The sequence below is a fragment of the Bradyrhizobium sp. USDA 10063 genome (assembly GCF_054063735.1).
In genome coordinates this window covers 3,777,346-3,793,513 of the sequence record NZ_JBSSGP010000002.1, presented here as the reverse complement: position 1 = coordinate 3,793,513, position 16,168 = coordinate 3,777,346, and the positions used below count along the sequence as shown (strand labels likewise).

The window sequence follows — 16,168 nt, the reverse complement described above, 5'->3', positions numbered from 1 at the left end:
ACTCTCAAAGGTGAGAGCCCATGTTTCTGAGCCAACAAGATCTGGCAGAACTGATTGTCTGGCGACGCAACCTCCATCGCAAGCCGGAATTGTCGGGACAGGAAGAAGAGACCGCGCAAACGGTGCAGGCGTTTCTTCGGGCAACGGGAGCTGATGATATTGTAATGCAACTCGGTGGGCATGGTGTGCTCGCGATCTACAGGGGCAATGTGCCTGGTCCGACGATCATGCTTCGCGCCGAGTTGGACGGACTGCCGATCCAGGAGACATCAGAGATTTCGTATCGATCCATGGTGCCCGGAAGAGCCCACTTATGTGGTCACGACGGCCATATGACGATTCTGGCGGCCGTCGCGCGTGGCCTGGGTCGAAGCCGCCCGCGGTGCGGACAGGCCGTACTGCTGTTTCAACCGGCAGAGGAGGATGGATCAGGTGCCGCGGCTGTCCTTGCCGATAAGAAGTTCGATCAAGTGCAGCCGGATTTTGTGTTCGCCCTGCACAACCTGCCGGGTCTTCCGCTGGGACATGTCGCTATTGCCGATGGCCTGGTCAATTGCGCGTCACGCGGCATGCAGATCAAGCTGTTCGGACGAACGGCGCATGCATCAAATCCGGAGTTGGGCGTTTCTCCGCAAGGAGCTGTCGTCCGGCTGTTGAACGACATCACCGGATTGGGACGGGGAGGAGAGCTCGATCATGAGTTCTCGATGGTCACGGTGACCCATGCGCGGCTGGGAGAGCCGGCGTTCGGCATCTCGCCAGGTTACGCCGAAGTTTGGCTGACACTTCGAACGTTGACGGACGCAAGGATGGAAAGTCTCCGTTTGCGCGCTGAACAACTAGTTAGACGTATCGCGGAGAACGAGCGTTTGGAAGCCGATATCGTCTATCGTGACGTGTTCGGTCATTGCATGAACGCGCCGGAGGCGGTCGCCCGCCTGAAGAGCGCGCTGGACGCGGAAGAGATCGAATACTCGGGGCAGGGACTTCCGTTGCGGGGATCGGAGGATTTCGGCCTGTTCAATCAGCGGTCAAGATCCGCGATGTTTTTTCTGGGCGCTGGCGTGGACCATGCAGGCCTGCATGATTCAAATTATGATTTTCCGGACGAACTGATCGGAATCGGCTCGAGAGTTTTCATGCGCACGTTGCGGGATCTGCTGGGTTGAAGCCCGTACGGTATTTGAAGACACACGAGCTTTGTCGCTGAGTCGCTGGAAGCCGGTCGGGACATGTGACTGCCACAAATTCCCGGGCATTCTGCAAAGAATTCCCGAATCTCCTGCCGAGAACGGTGTGCGACACTTTCGGTCACGCAGTCATCATAGACCACTCGTGCTCAGGCGCGCATGGCGCATATTCTTTAGAACGATTTCAAAGAACGTATGATGTTGTTTCGCTGCAGCTAAATAGACTCTGCGAGCAATTTGTCGCAGGAGCATCGCGAGCTTAGACCATTTCTATTGGGCGTTTCTCCACCCCTGCAGAAGCGTGTGTTAGGACGAATCCGGGACCTGCAAGTTGCCTGGGGGTGTTTAGGCATGACGTATGACGTCGGGGCGAGAAATGTTCTGCGCGCTGTTGCGCTGGGAGCGGCGAGCTATCTCGCGCTTTCCTTGGATTTTTTGGACAGTCAGAAAGCATTCGCACAAGGAAATTTGCCACCCGTCACTGTAGATGCACCAACGAGATCAAGGGTGCGGCAGACGAGCCAGCGGCCGCAGACGTCCACGACGCGCGGGCAAAGGCGCGTTGCTGCCCCGGCTCCTCGCCGGGCTGAGCCGGTTCCATATGTGACGCCTTCGACGGGTACGCTTGGCGCGCCACCGGCTCCCTATGCCGGCGGGCAGGTTGCGACAGGCGGAACCCTCGGGTTTCTTGGCAATCGCAGCGTGATGGATACGCCGTTCAACCAGACCAACTACACGGCGGAGCTGATTCAGAATCAGCAGGCGCGTACTATTCGCGACGTCCTGGCGAACGATCCTTCGGTCAGGGTGATCCAGGCGGCAGGTGGTGGCGCCGACAGCCTGTTCATCCGTGGCTTCTACTATGATAGCTGCGACTACGCGTTGAACGGACTTTACGGAATCGCACCGTGCTACTCCACCGGTGCGAACTTCATCGAGCGGGTCGAAGTGCTGAAAGGGCCGAGCGCCGTGCTCAACGGCATGACGGTCGGAGGCACCGGTGTCGCAAGCGGCGGCGCGGTCGGCGGCAGCGTCAATCTCCTCACCAAGCATGCGCCCGACGTTGATATTACGCAGCTCACAGGAATTTACACTTCGAAGTCGCAGTTCGGCGAGGCCATCGACGTCAGTCGGCGCTATGGCGAACACAAGGAGTGGGGCGTTCGGCTGAACAGCACCTATCGGAACGGCAATACGCCCTGGAATCGCCAGAACGACGAACTTGGCAACGTGGTGCTGGGCCTTGACTACCGCGGCGAGAACGCGCGCATGGCGGTCGATATCGGTTATCAGGCCGACGTCCTGAATCCGCCGTTACGGTTCTTCACGATCGCTCCAACCACGACTTTCATTCCCCCACCCCCGAAGGCTGGAACCAATTTCCAGGTACCTTGGGCATTTTATGAGCCGACGGACTTCTTCTCGACCGCGAGAGGCGAGGTCGACCTCACCGACTGGATGACCGCGTACGCGTCGTTTGGTTATCACGACAGCAACATCAACTATGCCTATCCCTCGCCGATCATCACCAACGCCGTGCCAGGCGCCGCATCATCACCTCCGGGACGCTTCCAGTTGGGAGGCCTGGCGTCGAATCCGTTCACCGGAAAAGAGACGTACGAGACCTTTGCCGGCGAAGCCGGTGTCCGCATCAACGCAGATACGGGACCGATCAATCATGAGTTCAATGTCGGTTACTCGATCAACGATCGAACCTATACGCAGCGGATTTTGACGCCTCCGGGCGGCGGCACGATCTTCTGGAACCTGTATACCGAGCCGACCAATATTCCTCGTCCCAATTTCACGACGCTCGGCGCCAATCAGATCACGGGTGTCAACCTCTGGAGCGTCGGCGTTGCCGATACGATGTCGTTCCTGGACAAGCGGGTTCAGGTGACCGTCGGCGTCCGTCGTCAGACCGCGGGGAGCGAGGTCAACAATTTTCTTACGCCCGCGTTAAGCAGGCCGGAGCGCGACGCTTCGGTATGGACGCCGGCTTACGCGATCGTCGTAAGACCGATTGAAAACATCTCGCTCTATGCGAACTACATCGAAGGTCTTCAGACACCGGTTGTCGTGTCCGGCGCGTTTTCCAACGTGGGAACCGTGTTTCCACCCGCCAAGACCAAACAGGTCGAGGCGGGCGTGAAGATCGATACGGGGCGCCTCACCACGACTATGAGCGTGTTCGAAATCTCTCAGCCGAGTATCATCGCGGTGCCCGGGTTTCCGCAACCCTCGCAGCAGCTCAATGGCGAGCAGCGCAACCGCGGTGTGGAACTCAACGTGTTCGGCGAGATCACGCCCGCGATTCGGTTGCTGGGCGGCGTAGCCTTGATCCGAGGTGAACAGGTCAGCACGCCCGGCGGTCTCACCGATGGCAGAACAGCCATAGGCGTGCCGGCCGTCACCGCCAACATCAATGCGGAGTGGGATTTGCCATTTGTGCGCGATCTCACGCTGACCGGAAGGGTGATCTACACCAGCTCGCAATATGTCAACGTGACGAACACACTCTCGCTGCCGGAATGGACGAGGGTGGATCTCGGCGCGCGATACACTTTCACCAATCCCTGGAACGGCAAGCCGATCGTGGTTCGTGCCAGTGTCGAGAATGTCTTCAACGAGGCCTACTGGGCATCGGCCTATAGCGGCGTCATCACGCTCGCCGCTCCGCGCACGTATCTGGTGTCGACGACGTTCAATTTCTGAGACTGCGCGACGTCGCAGACCTCCGTCATCTACCGCCGTGGATTTTCGTCCACGGCGGTATTTTTTTCGGCGGTTCCGTTCAGCCAAGTTGATGAGAATGCGATGAAAAAACTGCGACGGCGCGCACGGCTTGCCAACGCTTCGCTGCGCGCACGCTGTTGTTGCAGCTTCGTGCGATTGTCACCTTGGAGGCATTAAAAACTGCGGCGGCGTTATTGCTTTGACCATCATCTGCTTCTGCCTTAGTCAAAGCGCCATCGCTTTCCTTTTTCGAGAAGGAGTCGAGCATGATGGTTTTCGACAGGGATGACGTTACCTTCACCGTCGTCATCAATCACGAAGAACAATATTCCATCTGGCCGACGTTCAAGGAAATTCCAAACGGCTGGAAGCCCGTCGGCAAGACAGGCTCCAAGAAGGAATGCCTTGATCACATCGAACAAGTGTGGACCGACATGCGGCCGCTGACGCTGCGCAAGTTCATGGACGAAAGCGTTCCATCGACGACCACACGCTAGCGCTGCCGATCTGAAGTTCGCGGAGGCCGTTTGCGATGCGGCTTTTTTGTCTACCCTATTCCGGCGGCAGCGCCATGGTCTATGCGCGATGGCGCAGGCTGTTGCCGTCATGGATCGAGGTCCAACCGATCGAGTGGCCGGGGCGAGGCGCGCGCATGGACGAACCATTGGCAACGGATCCGCGGACACTCGCCGAGCAACTCGCTTCGGAGCTTCGTGCACAGGTTGACGGTCCCTATGCCCTGTTTGGACATAGTCTCGGGGCGCTGGTGGCATTCGAACTCGCTTACAGTCTGCTCGATCGCGGCGCGCCAGCTCCGGTCGTCCTGTCTGCCTCCGGCACGGAGGCGCCGGCCGTCCGAGATGGCAGCAGATGGCGTCTGCCACTGAGCGACGATGCGCTGCTGGATGAATTGCGCAATCTGCGGGGAACTTCGGATGAGGCGCTGTCGAATCCGGAGATCATGCGGGCGGCCTTGCCGGTGCTCCGTGCCGATTTCCTGATGTGTGGCGCCTACACCTACCGGCCGCGACCTCCACTGCCGTGTGCAATCCATGTCTTCGGCGGCGAGGATGACGAGACCAGCGGCGACGATTCCCTGATGGCCTGGAAGCGGGAGACGTTGGCGGAGTTCAGTCTCGACATGCTGCCAGGTCACCATTTCTTCATCCACACTCAGCAAGCCCGGATCTTGGACCTCATCTGTTCGGTGCTGTCACGACAATCGAATCGATCGCAGGCAGGACGTCGGGATCACGGGCAAGGAGGCTTGCACCAGCTCATCTAGTCTTCGCGCAATAGCGCATCGCCCGCATCAATTCTGCAATTCGTGGCGTACGGCGAACTGCCGTCCCCGGATTCAAGATTGGCACTCATACGGAATCAGGATCATGAGCGCATTTTCCATCCGACCACTGATTGATGGCAGGAGCCTGCCAATGCTGCTGCAGGCCGATGAAGCCGGCAAGCCGCTCGGCGCCGCGCTTCCCACGCTGCGCGACACCATCGACCGGCATCTGATCGATTGCGGCGGCATTGTCTTTCGCGGTTTTTCCGTTGATGGTCCTGACGCCTTCCGGGCCTTCGCGGCAAGCTTCGGCCATCCGCTGCTTAGCTATGAGTTCGGATCGACGCCGCGCTCACAAGTCACCGCCGGGGTCTACACTTCCACCGAGTATCCGCCGCATCAGCATATTCCGCTGCACAATGAGCAGGCCTATACGCGCGACTGGCCGATGAAGATCTGGTTCTATTGCATGCAGCCGGCGCTCGAAGGCGGCGAGACGCCGATTGCCGACAGCCGGGCGATCTATCGCGATATGCCGCAGGCGGTCCGCGATCGCTTCGCCGAGAAGGGCGTGATGTATGTGCGCAACTATGGCAGCGGCCTCGATGTCGATTGGCAGCAAGTGTTCGGCACCGATTCCATGGCCGAGGTCGAGGCTTATTGCGCCATGCATGACATCGAGTGCGAATGGAAGGACGATGGCGAACTCCGCACCCGGCAGATCTGCCAGGGCGCCGCGCGTCATCCCGTGACCGGGGAGTGGGTCTGGTTCAATCAGGCCCATCTGTTCCACGTCTCGAATCTGGAGCCCGAAGTCCGCGAGAGCCTGCTCGACATTGTCGATGATGAAATGGATCTGCCGCGCAACGTCTTCTACGGTGACGGCTCGCCGATCGACGACGAAACGCTGACGACCGTGCGCGGCGTTCTCGATACGCACAAGATCGTTTTCCCCTGGCAGGCCGGGGACGTTGCGATGCTCGACAACATGCTGACGGCGCATGCTCGGGAGCCCTTCAATGGACCGCGCAGGGTGATCGTCGCAATGGCCGAACCGAACCGGCAGAGCTGAGCGGGCCTCTGTCGCCCACGATCGCGAAGTCTTCGATATCGCGCCGGCAATGGATTTCTCGAACATGCATGAAGACAACCTCGTCGAACGACTGCGCAGCCACGCCGCATCACGGCCGGATCGGGTGGCCTTGCGCTTCATCGAGGGAGACGACGTCGCGGGCGAGTTGACGTTTGCTGATTTCGACGCCCGAATTCGATCCGTTGCCGCAACGCTGCAGCAGTTCGGCGCTTCGGGCGAGCGGGCCTTGATCCTGCTCCCGAGCGGCTTCGACTATGCCGTCGCGTTCTATGCTTGTCTCTATTCGGGCGTCATCGCCGTTCCCGCCTATCCGCCGGAGGGCGGCGCGCAGCGTTATGCCGGACGCCTCAATGGAATTCTGCGCGACGCCACGCCACGCTTCATCCTGACCGAAACGGCCCTGCGCGGCACTGTGGAAGCGTTGCTGGCAAACCATCGTGACGTCCATCTTATCGAGGTGGATACGGTGCCGGCCGAACTGGCGGCCGATTGGCGAGAGGCGCGTTTCGACCAAGGTGCGATCGCGTTCCTGCAATACACGTCCGGATCAACGTCCCAGCCAAAAGGCGTTTGTGTCTCGCACGGCAACCTGGCGGCCAATGAGCGCGCGATGCAGGCCGTGATTGACGGAACGGCGGATGACGTATTCGTAAGCTGGCTGCCCCTCTATCACGACATGGGACTGATCGGCGGATTGCTGAATCCGCTTTTCACCGGTTTCACCGCCGTTCTGATGTCGCCGCGCAATTTCCTGGAGCGGCCGCGGCGCTGGCTGGAGGCCATCGATCGTCACGGTGGAACGATCAGCGGCGGCCCCGATTTCGCATTCTCGCTGTGCGCCGACCGCATATCCGATGAGACGCTCGCAAAGCTCGATCTGAGCCGCTGGAGATTTGCATTTTCAGGCTCGGAATTTATCCGTTGCAACACGTTGCGGCGGTTCGCCGAACGGTTCAGGCCGGCGGGCTTTGATCGGCACGCACTGACCGCCTGCTACGGCCTGGCCGAGGCGACTCTGCTCGTGACGGCAGGCGAACGTACGAAGGAGCCGGACAGTCACACATTCGATACCTCCGAGCTTGCCGCCGGCCGCGTTGCAACTGGCGGTGAAGGAACAGCGCTCGTGGCCTGCGGTCCGCCGCCCGCCGATCATGCCGTGCGCATCATGCGCAAGGACGGATCAGGCGCGGCGAAGGCCGATGAGGTCGGCGAGATCTGGGTAGCCGGGCCAAGCGTTGCACTCGGATACTGGAACAACGAGGAAGCAACGCGAAACGCTTTCGTTGAGCGCGATGGCACGCGCTGGCTGCGTACCGGCGATCTCGGCTTCATGCAGGATGACGCGCTGGTCGTGGCCGGCCGGCTCAAGGACCTGCTGATTGTTCGCGGCCAGAATATCTATCCGACTGACATCGAGGAGGCGGTCGAAGCCGAGGTCTCGGCCGTCCGCAGCGGCCGTGTCGCGGCCTTCCCGGTCGACATCGATGGGCACGAAGGCATTGGCGTCGCGGCTGAGTTCAGCCGCATTGTGCTCAAGCGGACGTCTCCCGAGGTTCTGGCCCATGCGATTGGCGAGGCGGTAGTCCGACAGGCGCAGGAATATCCGGCGGTCGTCATTCTGCTGAATCCGCAGGCGATGCCGCTCACGACCAGCGGAAAGTTGCAGCGGTCCGCCTGCAGCGCGGCCTGGGCGAACAACACGCTCGACAGTTTCATGGTTTTCGAAAAGGGCCGCCGGCGTGACGGTGCTGCCCCGCCGGACCGGTCGGCGGCGCCTTCGACCGAAACCGAGCGCGCCGTTGCATCGATCTGGTGCGAGGCACTTGGCGTGCAGTCGGTCGGCCGCGAAGATGATTTCTTCGTGCTGGGTGGAAACTCGATCACCGCCGGGCAGGTTGCTGCCGCGATCCGCGAACGCCGTGGCGTCGAGCTGGAGCTGCGCAGCTTCTTCGATGCGCCGACGCTCGCGGCTTTCTCTGAAAGAGTCGATGCCTTGATGCGTGACGGGGCGGGACAGGTCCTGCCGCCGATCAAGCCGGCATCGGCTGATGACCGTATTGTTCTGTCCCATGCCCAGGAGCGGCTCTGGTTCCTCTGGAACATGGACCCCGGCGGAACGGCCTATACGGTCGCGAGCACGATCCGCCTGAATGGAAAGCTCGATCATACCCTGTTGTCCCGTGCGATTGCCGAGATCGTTCAGCGCCACGAGGTGCTGCGCACCACCTTCATCGCGCAAGACGGGCAGGGGAGACAGGTGGTTCACGACACCATGAAGGTCGCGATCCGCCACGAAGATCTCCGTCGTTTCGCTCCTGACCAGACCGGACATGCCGCTGAGTTCGCCCGCGCCGAACTCGAAAAGCCGTTCGATCTGATCGAAGGGCCGCTGCTGCGCGCGGTTCTCTTTCAGTTGTCCGACCACGGGCACGAACTGCTTCTGCTTGCCCACCACATCGTTGTGGATGGATGGTCGCTCAACGTGCTGCTCGAAGAGCTGGCCGCACTTTATCGCAGCTTCATCCATGATGACGCCCGTACGCCACCGGCGCCCGAGATCCAATATGCGGATTTTGCGGCCTGGCAGCGAGGCTGGCTCGCGTCAGGCGAAGCCGTTCGGCAACTCGCCTACTGGCGCACGCGGCTCGGCGAAACCCACCCCGTGCTGGCGCTTCCGCACGACCGGCCGCGTCCGCCGACGCAGAGCCATGGCGGCGACACGATCGGCCTGACGATCGATGGAGCCCTCGCCGCGCGGCTCCGCGAGATCGCGAAGCAACGCCGCGCCAGCGTCTTCATGCTGCTGCTTGGTGCCTATCAGGCTCTTCTATATCGATATACCGGGCAGAACGATTTGCGCGTCGGTGTTCCGGTGGCCGGGCGTCGTCACGCGCAGCTTGAACGTCTGGTTGGGTGTTTCGTCAACACCCTGGTGGTGCGCGCCGAGATAGAGCAGCGGGCAACATTCCCTGACCTTCTCGAACAGGTCAAGGAAGCGGTCATCGCTGCGCTTTCGCACCAGGATCTCCCTTTCGAACTACTCGTTGACGCCCTGCGGCCCGAGCGCAATGGTGGACACAACCCGCTGTTCCAGGCGAAGTTCAACTACATGACGGCGCCGCGCGGTTTCGATGGCGTCGAAGGCCTTTCGGCTGAGACACGCATCCTCGATCTCGCCGGCTCGCATTTTGATCTCGCGCTCGACATCGTTGACGGCGGCGACGACATGAAGGCGACGTTCAACTTCGCAACTGACCTGTTCGATTCCGCAACGATCTCGCGGATCGCTTCACAGTTCGGCTCGCTGCTCCGGCAGATCGCTGACAACGCCGATCGTCCGCTGTCCGATTTTGCGATCGATGAGACGAACCGTCAGCGCGTGCCAGCCGAGACAGAGGCGTTCGATCTTGCCGATCTGGTCAGTCTCTATCGTGCCGCCTCTGCCGATCGCGCGGCCGCCATCGCACTCAGATGCGGCAGCGAAGCGCTGACGTTCGGGGAGCTTGAGGGCAAATCGAACCGCATCGCCCGGGTGCTGGCCGCAAGCGGCGTGACGCGCGAAGTGCCGGTCGGGCTCTGGATCGAGCGTTCCCCCGCCTTTGTCGTAGCCCTCCTTGGCGTGCTGAAGGCCGGTGGCGCCTACGTGCCGCTCGATCCGAAATGGCCGCTCGAGAGGGTACGGCGCATCCTTGAAGACGGCGACATCGCAACGGTGATCGCCGCCGGCGACACGCTGGCTGCGGCGCGGGCGCTCGGTTGCGCCGTGCTCGATGCGAACGACGATGCAGGATTTGAAAGCGCATCCACAGCGCCCGTGGAGATTGCGATCAGCCCGGCGCAGACCGCGTACGTGATCTATACATCGGGATCGACCGGCACCCCGAAAGGAGTCGCGGTCTCGCACGGCGCGCTGGCCAACTACGTCCAGGCCTTGTTGCGACGGCTACGACCGGCACCAGGCGCGAACATGGCGATGGTCTCGACGGTGGCGGCCGATCTCGGTCACACCGTGCTGTTCGGCGCGCTCGCGACCGGAGCGACGCTCCATCTTCTGCCTCCAGAGGCCGCCTTCGACGCCGATCTGTTCGCCCGCGCGCTGCGGGACGGCGAGGTCGGCATTCTGAAGATCGTGCCGAGCCATTTGCGCGGCCTGCTGCAGGCGTCCCGCTCGGCGGATGTGCTGCCCCGCGACGTCCTCATCCTGGGCGGCGAAGCCTGCGATGCAGCGCTCCTGGCCGACATCCGTCAATTGCGTCCGCAGTGTCGTATCCTCAATCACTACGGCCCGACGGAAACGACGGTCGGCGCCGTCACGCATGAATGCGAGCCGGAACGCACGGTGGGCCCAATTCCGATTGGCCTGCCGCTCGCCAATCTGCGCGCCCATGTGCTGGATGCGGCGCTGAACGAGGTTCCGATCGGTGTGACCGGCGAACTCTATATCGGCGGCGCCGGGCTGGCGCGCGGTTATCGCGGCGAGCCTGGCTTGACTGCCGAGCGTTTCGTTCCCGATCCATTTGGACCGCCCGGAGAGCGGCTCTATCGCACAGGGGACATGGTTCGCTGCGATCAATCGGGGCGATTGGTGTTCCTCGGGCGCGGTGACGATCAGGTCAAGCTGCGTGGCTATCGCGTCGAACTCGGCGAGGTCACGCGCGCCGTCAAGGCGCTGGAGCATATCGAGGATGCCGTTGTCGTTGCACGTGCCATCGGGGCGGGACAGGAGCGTCAGGAACTGGTGGCCTACTGTGTTAAAGCGTCCGGCGCGACGCTGAAGCCGGAGGCAGTCAAACAGCATCTCGCCGACCTCATGCCGGACTACATGGTGCCCTCGCGCATCGTCGTGCTGGACCGGCTGCCACTGACGCCGAACGGCAAGGTCGATCGCAATGCGTTGCCGCAGCCGGATCAAGACACCGTCGTTGCGGCCTATTCGGCGCCGGTAGGGGAGATCGAGCAGGCGATCACGACGGTGTGGCGAGACGTGCTCGGCCGCGAACAGATCGGCCGCCACGACAATTTCTTCGAACTGGGCGGCGATTCGATCCTCAGCCTTCAGATCATCTCGCGTTTGCGCAAGCGCGGCATTCGTCTGACACCGAAGCAGGTGTTCGCGCAGCAGACCGTGGCTGCGCTGGCAGGCGTCGCGACTGTAACGGCTGAGCCTGCTGCGAAGAAGGGGAAGTCGAAAACGCAGGCCTCTACCTCTGCCGGGACCGATCCGGTAAGCGGCATGCATCACTTGCTGCCGATCCAGCTCCGCTTTTTCGAGGACGATATCGGCGACCGCAATCACTGGAACCAGTCCGTGCTGCTGGTGCCACGAGCGCGGCTTGACTGGGATGTCCTGCGCCGGGCGCTGGCCGTGGTGGTGGATCATCACGACGCCTTGCGGCTGCGATTTGAGCAGGCCGACGGCGTATGGCGGGCAGAGTACGCGGCAGCCCCCGTGCCGTCAGATCTGCTCAGCGTTCATGCTAGCGCGATCGATGCGGCGCAGGTCACGGCGATCGCCTCCGCCGCACAGGTAGGCCTGTCGCTGTCTTCCGGTCCGCTGCTGCGCGCGGTCGGGATGGAGCTTACGGATGGTGGCCAGCGTCTCTTGATCGCGATCCACCATCTGGTGGTCGACGGCGTGTCGTGGCGGGTGCTGCTGGAAGACATCGCGTCCGCCTATGATCAGTTGAAGCAGGGCGCGGCGGCCGTGACGCTGGCACCGAAGAGCGAGTCCTTTGCGTCATGGGGCGCGCGGCTGAAGGCTTATGCGACCGCTCCGGAACTCACGGCGGAATTGCCGTTCTGGCTCGCGTCCGGAGCGCCAACAGAGCTCCATTGCGATGACGATCACGGCGGCATCGACCGCGTCTGCGACAGTGAAGACGTGTCGCTGGCGTTCGATGCGGACCTGACGTCGCGGCTCCTCGGGGAAGCGCCCTCTGCATATCGGACACAGGTCAACGATGTCCTGCTCGCGGGCCTCGTGCGGGCGGTCTGGCGCTGGAGCGGCCTCGACGATGTGACCATCGAACTCGAGGGCCATGGGCGCGAAGACATCTTCCCGGACGCTGAGATTTCGCGGACGGTGGGCTGGTTTACGACCGCATTTCCGCTGCGCCTTGAAGGCGCCTCGCGCGATGATGCGGCGCTGATCAAGCTGGTGAAGGAAAAGATTCGCGCCGTTCCGAACCGCGGGCTCGGTTACGGCGTGTTACGCTATCTCGGCGAAGAGGAGCATAGCAAGGCGCTGTCACGATTGCCGGACCCCCGGATCGTGTTCAACTACCTCGGTCGCTTCGATGGCAGTGTGGGCGAGGCTTCGGCCTTCGGGATTGCTCCCGAAAGCCCGGGTCCAACACGTAGTGCCAATGCGCCGCTGCGGGGATGGCTGAACATCAATGGCGAGGTTCGCGAGGGATGCCTGCGGCTGTCGTTCGGATACGGACGCCGCCGCTATCGCCGCGAGACGGTCGAGCGGCTGGCGCGATCGTATGCAGCGGCGCTGCGGGAGCTGGTTGACCATTGCACCAGCGGAGCCCGCGGTGTCACTCCCTCGGACGTGCCGCTGTCGGGTCTTCGGCAAGCCGATATCGATCGCTTGGGAATGGCGCTGGACTGGCGCAACGTCGAGGATATTTATCCGCTTTCGCCGATGCAGCAGGGCATGCTGTTCCATGCGCTGCGGGACGGCGACGACGATGTCTATGTGAACCAGATCGGGCTTGAGCTCCTGGACGTCGATCCGGCGAAACTACGCGCGGCATGGCAGGCGGTGAGCGATCGTCATGCAGCGTTGCGGACCGGCTTTGTCTGGCAGAGCCTGTCAGGCTCGGCGCAGCAGGTGGTGTACCGTCATGTCGCGGTACCTTTCATCGAGGAGGATTGGCGCGACCGCACCATCGAGCTGGTGCGTAACGGAAAGCCCTCCGAACTGGATGCGGCGCTGGCGGAAGCGTCACGGCGCGAACGCGGCAATGGCTTTGACATGTCGCGGCCGCCATTGCAGCGGGTGCGGTTGATCCGGCTCGACGATAATCGTTACTGGCTGATCTGGACGCATCATCACATTTTCCTCGACGGCTGGAGCTCGGCGCGGTTGATCGCCGAGGTGCCGCAGCATATGGACGGCGGCACGCTGCCCGGAGTGCATGGCAGCTACCGCGACTATATCGCCTGGCTGCAAAGCCGCGATCACAAGGTCTCAGTCGCATTCTGGCACGACGCGCTGGCCACGCTGGAGACGCCGACGCTTCTTGCGGATGCGCTGGCATCGACTCCTCCGGCGCCGGATGCCTCCGGTCATGCCCGATTGGCCCTCACAGTCGATCGCGAGCTGACGGACCGTCTCAAGACATTCGCGATGCGCGAACGGATCACACTCAACACCCTCGTGCAGGGGGCATGGGCTCAGCTCCTGCGGCAGCATGTGGGACAGAGCACGGTCTGCTTCGGTGTCACCGTCTCCGGACGCCCGGCGGAGCTTCCGGGCTCCGAGGAGATGGTCGGCCTGTTCATCAACACCCTGCCGATCGTCGATGAAGCAAATCCGCAAACGCCCGTCGGCGTCTGGCTGCATCGATTGCAGGAGAAAAATCTGGCATTGCGCGAGCACGGCTGGACGCCGCTCTACGAGATCCAGCGTCTGGCCGGGCAGGCGGGCCGCGCATTGTTCGACAGCATCCTGGTGTTCGAGAATTATCCGATCGATCAGGCCTTGCTTGGGAAAAGCGAAGGCGGTCCCCGGTTGGGACAGGTGGAGCACGTCACGCCGACGAATTACGCGCTGGCGGTCGCCGTGTTCGCCGGACCGGACGTGCTCAAGCTGGAATTCAACTACGATCGTACGCGCTTTGATGACGCCCGGCTCGCGCTCCTGCGGGATGCCTTGCGCGGATTGCTGCAACGGATTGCGGAGAGCGCTGAACGGCCGCTAGGCGATCTCGGATCGTCCGACAATGAAGAGATGAGGCGAATCCTGGACTGGAGCGGGAAGGCCGCACTCGCGCGCGCGGCCTCAGAGACATCGCGAGACTCTTGCTCACGCTTGTCCTTCGGCGTCGTTGCTCAGATCGAGAAGCAGGCTGCGCAGTCTCCCTCCGCCGTCGCGCTGATTTGCGGCGACGAGCAGATCAGCTACCGCGAACTGAATATCCGCGCCAATCGCCTGGCGCGGCGTCTTCGCCGTCATGGCATTGGTCCGGATCGACTGGTGGGCCTCGCGCTCGCGCGCGGACCGGAGCTGATTGTTGCGCTGCTTGCTACGTTGAAGGCGGGTGCGGCCTATCTGCCGCTCGATCCGGATTATCCTTCCGAGCGTTTGGTCCACATGCTGCGCGACAGCGCGGCCACGCTGCTACTGACGCAAGGCGCGCTACGCGAACGTCTCGCGCCGGTGCTGCGGGAAACCGGGGTCGAGGCCTGGTGCCTCGACGAACTGCAGCCAAGCGCAAAGGACGACATCGGCAACCTCGAGATCGAAATCCATCCCGACAGTCTCGCCTATGTGATCTATACCTCGGGCTCGACCGGAGTGCCGAAGGGCGTCGCGGTCGCGCACGGACCGCTCGCGATGCATTGCGACGCGATCGGCCGGCTCTACGGCATGAATCCGGCCGATCGCGAATTCCATTCCGCGTCGATCAGTTTCGACATCGCCCATGAGCGTTGGCTGGTGCCGTTGATGACGGGCGGAGCGCTGGTGATGCCGCCAACACGTGACCTCTCGATCGACGACCTCCTGCGCGAGATCGAAGCTCGTTCGGTCTCGACGGTCTTCATTCCTCCGGCCTACGCCGACCAGTTGAGCGAGGCGTTGCGGCAACGCGACAGAAAGTTGGCGCTGCGGCTCTGCATTGTCGGCGGCGAAGCCTGGTCGGATGTCGGGGTCAAGGCACTCCGCCGGTCAACGGACATCGAGTTGCTGATCAATGCCTATGGCCCGACCGAGACGGTGATCGCGCCGATGGCCTGGGCGGTCGATGAGACCGCATTGACTCCGGGCCGATACGCGCCGATCGGGCGGCCCGTCGGTTTGCGGTCCGCTTATATCCTCGACGGCGACCTCAACGTCGTGCCCGTCGGGGTGACAGGCGAACTCTTCATCGGCGGCAGCGGGCTGGCGCGCGGCTATTTGAATCGGAGACAATTGACGGCGGAGCGGTTTATCCCGGATCCGTTCTGCAGCGGCGAGCGGCTTTACCGGACCGGCGATCTGGCGCGATGGCGAGTGGATGGCGTGATCGAATATGTCGGCCGCTCCGACCATCAGGTGAAGATCCGCGGCTTCCGGATCGAACTGGGCGAGATCGAGGCGCGTCTGCTGGAGCAACACGGCGTGCGCTCGGCGGCTGTGGTCACGCATGAGGCCGCCGCGGGGCGGCAACTGATCGGTTACGTGAGCGGTGCGCCGGAGCTCGACGGCAGGGCGTTGCGGGAGAAACTGTCCAGTCGCCTGCCGGACTACATGGTGCCGCCGCTGATCGTGGTGCTGGAGCAGTTGCCGTTGACGCCGAACGGCAAGATCGATCGCAAGGCGCTACCGGTGCCGCAGGACGGAGCCGTGGCGCGGCGCGGCTACACGGAACCGGAAGGTGAGATCGAGACCGCGCTTGCGAAGATCTGGGCCGAATTGCTTGGCCTGAATCGCGTCGGGCGCGACGATCACTTCTTCGAACTCGGCGGACACTCCCTTCTCGCGGTGCGGCTGCTCAGCCGCGTATCGCAGGAGTTTGGCGTATCCGTTCAGCTTTCGGATCTCTTCCGCCATCCCGAACTCGCCGAGTTCGCCCGCGCCGTTTCGATCGGTTTGATCGAGCGCGAATTCGACGCAGGGGAACTTCAAGAGCTGATCGCCGCGGGGATATGAGC

7 protein-coding genes are annotated in these 16,168 nt (G+C 62.4%); 6 read left to right on the top strand and 1 reads right to left on the bottom strand.

Going from position 1 to position 16,168, the window contains the following annotated elements; genetic code table 11:
* Positions 1-20: 20 nt before the first annotated feature.
* Both ACVJGD_RS20005 and ACVJGD_RS20000 read left to right on the top strand, forming a co-directional pair.
* Positions 21-1,169, top strand: a complete 1,149-nt coding sequence (locus tag ACVJGD_RS20005) for an amidohydrolase (RefSeq protein WP_456635956.1) — start codon at positions 21-23, stop codon at positions 1,167-1,169.
* Between the two features lie 372 nt (positions 1,170-1,541).
* Positions 1,542-3,905 carry a TonB-dependent receptor gene (locus tag ACVJGD_RS20000; RefSeq protein WP_456635955.1) on the top strand — a complete coding sequence of 788 codons (2,364 nt, stop codon included), beginning with the start codon at positions 1,542-1,544 and terminating at the stop codon, positions 3,903-3,905.
* A gap of 79 nt (positions 3,906-3,984) precedes the next feature.
* Here the strand turns inward: ACVJGD_RS20000 and ACVJGD_RS19995 are convergent, their stop codons facing one another.
* Positions 3,985-4,194: a hypothetical protein gene (locus tag ACVJGD_RS19995; protein WP_456635954.1), complete on the bottom strand. Its 210-nt coding sequence runs from the start codon at positions 4,192-4,194 to the stop codon at positions 3,985-3,987.
* On the opposite strand from ACVJGD_RS19995, the gene ACVJGD_RS19990 reads away from it, so the two are divergent.
* From ACVJGD_RS19990 to ACVJGD_RS19975, 4 genes are all read left to right on the top strand, one after another.
* Positions 4,193-4,423, top strand: a complete 231-nt coding sequence (locus tag ACVJGD_RS19990; RefSeq protein WP_456635953.1) for an MbtH family protein — start codon at positions 4,193-4,195, stop codon at positions 4,421-4,423. The two genes, ACVJGD_RS19995 and ACVJGD_RS19990, sit on opposite strands and share 2 nt — an antisense overlap.
* A 35-nt stretch (positions 4,424-4,458) precedes the next feature.
* The gene (locus tag ACVJGD_RS19985; RefSeq protein ID WP_456635952.1) at positions 4,459-5,211 is read left to right on the top strand and encodes a thioesterase II family protein; all 753 of its coding nucleotides are present in this window, start codon (positions 4,459-4,461) and stop codon (positions 5,209-5,211) included.
* A gap of 103 nt (positions 5,212-5,314) precedes the next feature.
* Positions 5,315-6,283, top strand: coding sequence for a TauD/TfdA family dioxygenase (locus ACVJGD_RS19980; RefSeq protein WP_456635951.1), 969 nt, complete (start codon positions 5,315-5,317; stop codon positions 6,281-6,283).
* A 64-nt stretch (positions 6,284-6,347) separates the two neighbouring features.
* Positions 6,348-16,166, top strand: coding sequence for an amino acid adenylation domain-containing protein (locus ACVJGD_RS19975; protein WP_456635950.1), 9,819 nt, complete (start codon positions 6,348-6,350; stop codon positions 16,164-16,166).
* Positions 16,167-16,168 lie beyond the last annotated feature (2 nt).